8 protein-coding genes are annotated in these 9340 nt (G+C 57.2%); 5 read left to right on the top strand and 3 right to left on the bottom strand.

The features are described from left to right. Positions 1-82 precede the first annotated feature (82 nt). Both H8E27_00225 and dusB read left to right on the top strand, forming a co-directional pair. Positions 83-1291: a radical SAM protein gene (locus tag H8E27_00225; GenBank protein MBC8324046.1), complete on the top strand. Its 1209-nt coding sequence runs from the start codon at positions 83-85 to the stop codon at positions 1289-1291. 139 nt (positions 1292-1430) lie between these two features. Then, entirely contained in the window at positions 1431-2543 is a 1113-nt protein-coding gene (gene dusB / locus H8E27_00220) for a tRNA dihydrouridine synthase DusB (protein MBC8324045.1), read from the top strand. Positions 2544-2612: 69 nt separating this feature from the next. On the opposite strand, the gene H8E27_00215 is transcribed toward dusB, so the two are convergent. Both H8E27_00215 and H8E27_00210 read right to left on the bottom strand, forming a co-directional pair. Continuing rightward, entirely contained in the window at positions 2613-2768 is a 156-nt protein-coding gene (locus H8E27_00215) for a type II toxin-antitoxin system HicA family toxin (protein MBC8324044.1), read from the bottom strand. Between the two features lie 3 nt (positions 2769-2771). Continuing rightward, the gene (locus H8E27_00210; GenBank protein ID MBC8324043.1) at positions 2772-2981 is read right to left on the bottom strand and encodes a type II toxin-antitoxin system HicB family antitoxin; all 210 of its coding nucleotides are present in this window, start codon (positions 2979-2981) and stop codon (positions 2772-2774) included. A 123-nt stretch (positions 2982-3104) separates the two neighbouring features. Between H8E27_00210 and xylA the strand changes: the two genes are divergently transcribed. After that, positions 3105-4415 (top strand): xylose isomerase, encoded by a 1311-nt coding sequence (gene xylA, locus H8E27_00205; protein ID MBC8324042.1) that lies wholly within the window; start codon positions 3105-3107, stop codon positions 4413-4415. On the opposite strand, the gene H8E27_00200 is transcribed toward xylA, so the two are convergent. Next, positions 4408-5640 carry a hypothetical protein gene (locus H8E27_00200; GenBank protein ID MBC8324041.1) on the bottom strand — a complete coding sequence of 411 codons (1233 nt, stop codon included), beginning with the start codon at positions 5638-5640 and terminating at the stop codon, positions 4408-4410. The genes xylA and H8E27_00200 overlap by 8 nt on opposite strands. A gap of 191 nt (positions 5641-5831) precedes the next feature. Between H8E27_00200 and H8E27_00195 the strand changes: the two genes are divergently transcribed. Together H8E27_00195 and H8E27_00190 are read left to right on the top strand one after the other, a co-directional pair. Continuing rightward, a complete protein-coding gene (locus H8E27_00195; protein ID MBC8324040.1) occupies positions 5832-7079 on the top strand; it encodes a PQQ-binding-like beta-propeller repeat protein in 1248 nt (415 codons plus the stop codon). Between the two features lie 362 nt (positions 7080-7441). Continuing rightward, complete coding sequence (locus tag H8E27_00190; protein MBC8324039.1) at positions 7442-9253, top strand: hypothetical protein; 1812 nt, start codon at positions 7442-7444, stop codon at positions 9251-9253. The last annotated feature ends 87 nt before the right edge of the window (positions 9254-9340 follow it).

The raw sequence follows: 9340 nt of genomic DNA, 5'->3' as shown, positions 1-9340 counted from the left end.
CGGACTCGCAGGCTCGTCCCTCCATTCGCATCCTTGAACATTGGTCATTGATAATTGGTCATTCCCCGCCGATAGTCCGCGCGTGTACCTCCGGATGGCCAAGCGGGTTTTGCTCGAGACGGACAAGCGTCTGTTGTGGAAGTTTGCCTACAACTTCGGCTGGCGCGGGATGCGGAGTGTGCAGCGGTTCAAAAAGGGGCTGAAAAAAGGCGAGTACTTTCCGCCGTTCCTTTATATTTCCGTGCTCAATTCCTGCAATCTCCGCTGCCAAGGGTGTTGGGTGGATGTGGCGGCGAAACAGGAGAAGATTGAGGCGGAGCATTTACACCGGCTCATTCGCGAGGCGAGCGAGGCTGGCAATAGTTTCTTCGGCATCCTCGGCGGCGAGCCGTTTATGTACAAGGGGCTGCTCGATATTTTGGCGGAGCATCCGGATTGTTATTTTCAGATTTTCACCAACGGCCAATTCATCACCGATGAGGTGGCGAAAAAGATGCGCGCGATGGGCAATGTGACGCCGCTGATTTCCATTGAGGGCACGGAGATCATCAGCGACGAACGCCGCGGCAAGAAGGAGGTTTATAGCAAGAGCATGCAGGGCATTTTGAACTGCGTGGAAAACAAACTGCTCACCGGCGTGGCCACCAGCTTGTGCCAAAACAATATCGACGATCTCCTGCGCGAAGAGTGGCTCGACAAGCTCATCGACCTGGGCGTGATGTACGCGTGGTACCACACCTACCGCCCCGTCGGCCCCGAGCCCAGCGAGGAGCTTTGCCTCACGCCCGAGCAGCAAATCAAGATCCGCAAATTCGTCGTGAACATGCGCGCGCAAAAACCGCTCGCGCTCATCGACGCCTATTATATGGACGACGGCCAGGCGCTGTGCCCCGCCGCCACCGGCATCAGCCATCACATCAGCCCGTGGGGCGCCATCGAGCCGTGCCCCATTATTCAATTCGCCAAGGAAAATATCAAAGACGAGCGCCACATCCGCGACGTGTTTGTGCAGAGTGAGTACCTGAAGGATTTCAGAAAGATGAGCAGCGAGACCACCCGCGGCTGCATCATGCTCGAGCGCCCGGACAAGGTGAAAGATTTCGTGGAGAAACACGACGCCCCCGACGGCACCGCCCGCAAAACCGCAACTGCCGAGCTCGCTGCGATGGACAACCGCCCCAGCCAATGGAACCGCACCGAGCAAGTCCCCGAAAAAAGCTGGATTTACAAATTCGCCAAGAAACACTTCTTCAGCGACTTCGGCGCGTACAAAAATTTGAATGGGGACTAGGCCGTGCCGACCCTCTCGGTCATCATCCCCACGCTCATTGAGGCGGTCGATTTCTGAAGTACACGAATATCCAGAATGCACAGGATGAAAATATTATCCTGAATATCCTGCCCATCTCTGTTAAAATTTCATGAGCATTATGTTTCAAATGGGCACATTAACGCTGGGATCGAATCTCTTTTTGTCACCGTTGGCGGGGTATACGAATCTGCCGTTCCGGCTCGTGATCCGCGAGGTGGGCGGGGTGGATTTGTGTACCACCGATCTGGTCAATGCCCGATCGCTCATCGAGCGCAATCCGAAGGCGCTGAAGCTCATCGAGACGAATGACGCCGATCGGCCGCTGGCGGTGCAGCTCTTTGGCGCGGTGCCGGAGGAGATGCGTGATGCGGCGCTGCAACTTGAAGCGCTCGGCATCTCGGCCATCGACATCAATATGGGTTGTCCCGTCCGCAAGGTGGTGAAGACCGGCGGCGGCTCGGCGATGATGACGGAGCTGGACAAAACGCACGCGCTCGTGCGCGGGATGGTCGATGCCCTGAAAATTCCCGTCACCGCCAAGATGCGCTTGGGCTGGGATGACAACAATCTCACCGCACCCGACCTCGCGCGCACCTTGGCCGACGCCGGCATCGCGGCCATCTTCGTCCACGGCCGCACGCGCGCGCAAGGCTTCGAGGGCACGGTGAATCTCGATGGTATTCGCAAAGTCGTCGAGGCCGTACCCGATTTGCCTGTGGTGGGCAATGGCGACGTCACCACCGCCGAGGCCGCGAAACATATGTTCGAGGCCACCGGCTGCGCGGGCGTGAGCATCGGGCGTGGGGCGTTTTATAATCCGTGGATTTTCAAACACACGCAGCACGCCATCGAGACCGGCGAGCTATTGCCCGAGCCGACCTTCGATGAACGCATCCGCGTGTTGCGTCGGCATTACGATTTGATGGTCGAAGTCTTTGGGGAAAACCGCGGCAGCGTGATGTTCCGCAAAGTCGCCCCCTGGTACGCCAAACGCTTCGGCCCCGCCAAGCCCTTCAACAAAGCCGTCGTCCAAATCAGCACCCGCGAGAATTTCGAAACCGTCCTCGCCGACTACCTCAACTGGCGCGAAACATTCACCGACACGGACGGCCAACTCCTCCCCCAATACCAACTCCCCCCAATGGTCGCCTCCTTCATGAACGAACCCGAAACCGCCGTCGAAAAACGCAAAGCCATCCCCGTCCCCAAAGGGCCGGTTGAGGTTTGGTGAGGCTCAGCCCTTCAACAGTTCAGCCAGGGTCACGCCAATGTCTTTGGCAATTTGGCGCAAAATAATTGGTCAGATGCCGCGGCCGGAGTGGAACGGCACTGTCGTGCCCCGCCCATCGTCATGCCGAAATTGTTTGTGGGAACCGCGTTGCCGAACTTCCTCGAAGCCCAATTTTTTAAGCAGCCGAACCACTTCACGCGGCTTGAGTACGGGAATGTTTCCCATAGCTCAACCCACGGAAATTGTTTGAGTGCCCACAAACTCCGCCTCAAGCTGAGGAACTCCATCCTCCAAAAGCATCGCCACCACCTCGCGTAAGTTGGCGGTCAATTCCTCTAGCGTTTCGCCTTGCGAATGAGCTCCTGTAAAGCCCGGAATATAGCCCACGAACAACCCCGTTTCAGAACATTGCTCGACGACTGCGGTGTAATCTTTCATGGGCTAAAGGGACCACAACTTGTGTTGCGCGTCAAAATCTATGTATCTTCAATTGCCTTTGCCTTGACTTGACCTCGCCTGTTCCGTCCAATGCGCGCGAACCGATTTTATTATTTTAATCTTATGGCTGAATTTTTTCCTGAGGTAAAAACGATTGAGTACGAGGGTGCGGATTCCAAGAATCCGCTTTCCTTTAAACATTACGAGGCCGCCGAGGTGGTGGAGGGCAAGCCGATGGCCGATCACCTGCGCTTTGGCGTGGCGTATTGGCACACGATGCGCGGAGGCGGCGCGGATCCCTTCGGGCCGGGGACGGCGTTGCGCCCTTGGGAGGGGGCGGATGATGTGGCGAATGCGGAGAATCGGGCACGGGTGTTTTTTGAATTTTTGGAAAAACTGGGCGCGCCGTTTTATTGTTTTCACGATCGCGATGTGGCGCCGGAAGGGGCGTCGCTGGCGGAGAGCCATGCGAATCTCGATTCGGTGGCAGCGGTGTTGAAGGAGGAACAGGCGCGCACGGGGAAGCGGCTGCTTTGGGGCACGGCGAATTTGTTCAGCAACCCGCGCTACATGCACGGCGCGGCGACGAGTTCCAATGCGGACGCGTTTGCGTTTGCGGCGGCGCAGGTGAAGAAGATGCTGGAGGTGACGAAAGATCTCGGCGGCGAAGGTTATGTGTTTTGGGGCGGGCGCGAGGGATATCAAAATTGGCTGAACACGGACATGCACCGCGAGCTGGATCATCTCGCGGCGTTCATGCACATGGCGGTGGATTACGCGAAAGAGATTGGCTACACCGGCCAGTTTATGTTCGAGCCCAAACCGAAGGAGCCCACAAAACATCAGTACGATTTCGATGCCGCCGCGTGCATCAACTTTCTGCGCACGTATGGTTTGGAAGATCACGTGAAGCTGAACCTCGAGACCAATCACGCCACGCTGGCGGGTCACTCGATGGAGCATGAAATCGACTACGCCGGCGGGCAGGGTTTCCTCGGCTCGATGGACGCGAACACCGGTGATCTGTTGCTCGGCTGGGACACCGACCAATTTCCGACCGACATTTATCTCACCACCAAGTGCATGCTGGCGGTGATGAAACACGGCGGCCTCGCGCCGGGCGGAGTGAATTTTGATGCCAAAGTGCGCCGCGAAAGCCACGAGCCGATCGACCTTTTCCACGCGCACATCGGCGGCATGGACGCCTTCGCCCGCGGCCTAAAAATTGCCGCCGCGATCCGCGCAGACGGTCGTTTAGCCGCGTTCATGAAAGACCGCTACGCCAGCTGGGACACCGGCATCGGCCAACAAATTGAAAACGGCGAAGCCTCATTCGCAAGCCTCGAAACCTACATGCTCGAGAAAGGCGACGTCACCCCCAACGTCAGTGGTCGGCAGGAGTTCTTGGAGAACTTAATCAACGAGTTTATTTAGGCTGTTGACGGTTTACATTAAATTCGTAGCTCCCTCGGATGCGGAGCGAGTAGCCGGTGCGACCGTTTGGTGTGATGGGTGGGGGCGGGAATTCCAACACGGCGTGTTCGTTGAGTTTTAGGCGGAGGGGTTTCGGGTTGGCGGGGAATTGCCAGTGGATGGCGGGCTTTTTGTTTTGTTGGCCGAGCCAGAGGCGGCGGGTGTACCAGAATTTGTTTGGGGCGCGGAGTGTGATTTGACGGGTGGCGAGCGGGATGGCGATCACGATACGGCGCAGGAATTTTGTGCCGACGGGTTGGACGTCGATTTTTTTCCCGCCATCGAAACTGACCTCAAGCGTGGTTTGGGCGGTTTCTTTTTTGCCGTCGAGAAATACGCCTCGCATTTCAGTTTCAAAGGCGCGGGTGTTGCGAACTTCCAAAACCAACACATCGCTGCCGGAGTTGGGGTTGACGGGCAGGGCGACTTCGGCGGTTTGTGAAAAATCAACGGGCAGTTCTTGTTGGGCATGCCAAACGGTGGGGTTGCCGGCATGGGTGATGTCGAGCTCCTCGCCCTCGGCCAGCGGCACGGCGGCGAGTTGGGCGTGGCTCACGTGATCGGTTTCGGGCGCAAGGTTGGAGAGGCGCACGCGCAGGCGACCATCGCGCGGTTGCAGGCGGGGCAGGAGCAGGGTGTCCGTTCCCGCGCGTTCGGCACCCACGCAGCCGGCGAGCATTTTGCCTTCCAACCGCCAGCGCCCATCGAAGGCAAACACATGCGGGCAGAAGCCGCAAATCCATGAGCTGAACTCCCAGTCGGTGAGGGTGTGTGACCCGCGATCGAAGTGCATCACGAGGTAGGTGCCGGTGGCACTGTCTTCCACCAGCGTGTATTGCCATAATTCCACGTTGTCGCGCTGGGGGCGGTCGAGATTCAGGCGAGAAGTTTCCACCCACTCATTCACGCCTTTTTCTGGACGCCCCAAGGCCGCCGCCACGTCTTGTTGGGTGGCCTTGCCCTTGGGCAAATTTTTGGTCAGCCACGCCTCGACCTTTTTAATTTTAACCGAATTGGTTTTGCTGCCCTGTCGCAGGGCCTTGATCCATGGCTCGATCGGTGGCGTGGGAGCCGTATTGGCGGACGCCGCGGGCGAGTTTGGCTTGGGCAAATCTGAACTGTCGCAGCCAAGTATCAGCAACAATGTGACCGTTCCTGCTATGAGCTTTTTCCATTTGGTTCCCATCTTTGAATCTTGATAAAAACTGGGCCATTTGTCCTCCCCCCACGATACTCCACGATCACTTGTAGTCAATGGTGCGAACTGGTCGCCCGCCGGAACTGAATTGGCGGTTGCGTGCATCCGGTAGTTATCGAAAACATTTTCACGGCGCCTTTTTATTTTGCCGCGTGTTCGCGGGTGCCTATAATGGGCGCATGTCAAAGCACACTCTTTTTTCCGCCGCACTCACTCTCTCTTTGGCCGCCTCGGTGATGGCTGACAACTGGCCGAGTTGGCGGGGGCCGAAAGTCAATGGCAGCGCGACGGGCGGGGCGTATCCCGTGAAGCTCACCGACGAGGCGAAGTGGGCGTGGCGGGTGGCGTTACCGGGAAAAGGGTGCTCGACGCCGATTGTGTGGGGGGATCACATCGTGTTGACCGCGCCGGTGGAGGGGAAGGATGCGTTGCTGGCGTTTGACTGGAATGGGCGGAAGCGCTGGCAGGTGGTGCTGGGCCGGGAGAAACCGGGGAAGCACCGGAACGGTTCGGGAAGCAATTCCTCGGCGGTGACGGATGGGACGGCGTTCTTCGCGTTCTTTAAAAGCAAGACGCTGGCGGCGGTGGATTTTAAGGGGAAGGTGCTTTGGCAAAAGGATCTCTCGTCGTATGGGCGCGACTCGTTGTACTGGGATTTTGGGACTTCACCGGTGCTCACGCAGAAGCACGTGGTAATGGCATTGATGCGCGAGGGGAACTCGTGGCTGCTGGCGTTTGACAAGCGCACGGGGGAGCTGGCGTGGAAGGTGGAGCGCAATTATAAAACGCCGCGCGAGGGCGACCACAGCTATGCAACGCCGTTGGTCACGCAGCAAAACGGACGCGAGGCGTTGCTGGTGTGGGGCGCGGAACGACTCACGGCGCACGATGCGGCCAACGGGAAAATTCTCTGGAGTTGCGCGGGTTTTAATCCGCAAAAGCGCGGCAACTGGGTGGTGGTGTCGTCCTTCGTGAAGGTAGGCGATATGGCGGTGGTGCCCTACGGGCGCGGCAGCAAGCTGGCGGGCATCAAGCTCAACGGCAAGGGCGACGTGACGGCTTCGCATCGCGCGTGGGAAACGGGCGCGAGCAGTTTCGTGCCGACGCCCGCCGCGCATGAGGGCCGCGTATACACCGTGCGCGACCGCGGCGAGGTGCTGTGCACGAACCCGAAGACGGGCGAGACGATCTGGAAGGGTCAGTTCCCCAAAAACCGCGCGAGCTACTACTCCAGCCCGTCCATCGGCGACGGCAAGATTTATTCCGCCCGCGAGGACGGCACGGTGTTTGTCGCGGGAATTAGTGGCGGCTTCAAGTTATTGTCGGAGAATGACATGGGCGAGCGCATCATCGCCTCGCCGGTGCCGGTGAACAGCAAGCTTCTGCTGCGCGGGGAAAAGCATCTCTACTGCATCAAGGGAAATTAGGGGATAATGAAAATCAGACGAGTCAAAGTTCGCGCGTAAGCGTCTTGAGCGGCCATCCTTGCGCCCGTGGGTGATGTTGAGGGTGAATAGCAAAATTCACTGACCGGCCTACGCAGCGAAACCACAGGGGTAGAGCCACCGGGAGGAAAACTCCCGATCTCCAACAGGTGGACGCCTGAACCCAATCCATCGATCCGGATTTGGCACGCAATTGTTAGCACAACTTCGGTCAACCGCAACGGTCTTCCACGCCATTGAAAAACCATTTCAGGTATTTGTTATTTATTTAATTAATTGACGGTTGCGGGTCGGGGTGGGGAGTGGTAGATTGAACCGACCCCGCACCATGCCGTTGATTATTGATGATGATTGATATTAGATTCAAACGAATGTGCCTTGTGCGTGGTGTTTGTGCGGTTGCATTTTTGGTGGTGTGGTTGTTGCCGCCCGCTGCCTTTGGCCAGCAGGGTTATCAGCGGTTTGGCCGAGTGTATATGAACACGCACGGTTCGGCTATTCCACCTTCGTTGGCGCAATATATTGCGCGAGAAGGAGAATTGTTGATTACCAAGTACCGCGCCATTGGCATCACGGTACCCAAAGGGTTTCATTACAAAATTGATTTCCTGCCCAACTTTGAGGCGTACCGGAAGTACTCGGCGGCCAACGGCAGCACCGTGGGCCCGGGCACGCTGGGCTACACGCGCATCCTCGTGCGGGTCAACCAACAGAATGACCGGAGGATGGAGCCGCAAATACCCACCCCGATTGTGTGTTATTGGAACCACGAGTTGCCGTGGGAAATCGTCCCGACGCTGTTGCACGAAATGTGCCACGCCGTGCATGCGGCGAATTACGGGGTGATGCCGCTGTGGCTTTCGGAAGGTTTGCCAGAGTGGTACTCCAACCGCAAACAACATTTAGGCGTGCAAAAGAAAATTGATAACATGCGCCAATATCAACGCTACATGGATTTGGTGCAAAAGATGAGCACGGAGCAGTTTGTGGATTTCATTGCGTCCACACAATATGATGATTGGGAAAAGGTCATCGGCGATGTAGGCGTCGGTTATTTTCTGGCGCAATCGTTGGTCGACTTTTTTTTGGGAAACCCTTCTGCGCAACCGTATTTCCGCGCGGCACTGTTGCAGGCAAAATCAGACAGCGAGTGGCAATTTGAGCGCAGCATTAATTGGGCGAAAAATGTTCAAACCAATTGGCCCCAGGGCATCCCAATGCTGCTCAAGGGCTGGAAGAGTTGGTACAAAATTCAGGCTCAACCCAAGAAGGCCAATGACTTGGATCTCTTTGTGGATGCCAACCGCGAGCAATTCCATCGTTTATTGACGGCCATACGCGGCAAACAAGTGGTGACCGATGCAGAGCGATTTATATTGGTGAATCAATGGCTGGCGTTCACGCGATTGGAGATGGATGACCTCGCCAAGAAGCGCGCGGAATCGTATCACACCGGCGAAACCGCACTGCTACGCGCGCGCCTGTTGCAGGTGCAGCAATTTGCCGCCAGAGATCACACAGTACGGGAGGGGATAACGCAAGCCCACCGCGCCCACCTTATCCGGACCCGGCCCAATGGCGCGGATCCGTTGTATCGGAAAACGGTCCCGTACCAGCCGGTCTCGTGGTACTTGGGGATTGATCCTACACTTGGCGCGCATGCCCGGCCGCCCTACCTGAGCAGCACGCGTTTGGCCCCGGCGAATTTCCGATGGAAAGATCTCGACGCGTGGCAGGCAAATATGATTTTCACCAACCTGTTCACCTCATTAGTCGACCAGCCACTGCCATTGCCCAAACCTCAACTCAAGGCAGCCGCGAATGGCCCTTTCACAGTGGCATTGCGCACTAACGGTATGGATTCCGAAGCCGCTCTGAATTCCGTGGGCGGAAAACTTGAGCGCCATCCCGTTACCGGTGAAGTGATTACGGTAAACCTTGCGCACGCGCGCATTACAAATACGGATCTCGAGCACATGGCGGTGCTCTTCCAGCCGCGCGTGCTGGATCTCACGGACACGGAGATCACGGATTCCGCTGCGCGGCACTTAGCGGGCTGGGGCAGCCTACGCATGCTTAAGATCGGCCGCACGCGCTTATCCAAGGAAGCGGTCAAGCAACTGAAATATTATTCACCGGGATTGGTCATCCAATGAAGCTCTTCATTCACATACTAATTTGGGGCTTTCCGACGTTGCTCCTCATGGGAGGATGCTCCAAAAAGCCCCCGGCAGAAAAAACCA

Source organism: Limisphaerales bacterium (assembly GCA_014382585.1).
Classification (GTDB): domain Bacteria; phylum Verrucomicrobiota; class Verrucomicrobiia; order Limisphaerales; family UBA1100; genus JACNJL01.
This window is presented reverse-complemented; position numbering and strand designations above follow the sequence as displayed.

Excerpts from the sequence above, each read along its gene's own strand:
- dusB (MBC8324045.1), top strand. The coding sequence starts at position 1,431 with ATGTTTCAAATGGGCACATTAACGCTGGGATCGAATCTCTTTTTGTCA.
- H8E27_00215 (MBC8324044.1), bottom strand. The coding sequence starts at position 2,768 with ATGGGAAACATTCCCGTACTCAAGCCGCGTGAAGTGGTTCGGCTGCTT.
- H8E27_00210 (MBC8324043.1), bottom strand. The coding sequence starts at position 2,981 with ATGAAAGATTACACCGCAGTCGTCGAGCAATGTTCTGAAACGGGGTTG.
- xylA (MBC8324042.1), top strand. The coding sequence starts at position 3,105 with ATGGCTGAATTTTTTCCTGAGGTAAAAACGATTGAGTACGAGGGTGCG.
- H8E27_00200 (MBC8324041.1), bottom strand. The coding sequence starts at position 5,640 with ATGGGAACCAAATGGAAAAAGCTCATAGCAGGAACGGTCACATTGTTG.
- H8E27_00195 (MBC8324040.1), top strand. The coding sequence starts at position 5,832 with ATGTCAAAGCACACTCTTTTTTCCGCCGCACTCACTCTCTCTTTGGCC.
- H8E27_00190 (MBC8324039.1), top strand. The coding sequence starts at position 7,442 with ATGATGATTGATATTAGATTCAAACGAATGTGCCTTGTGCGTGGTGTT.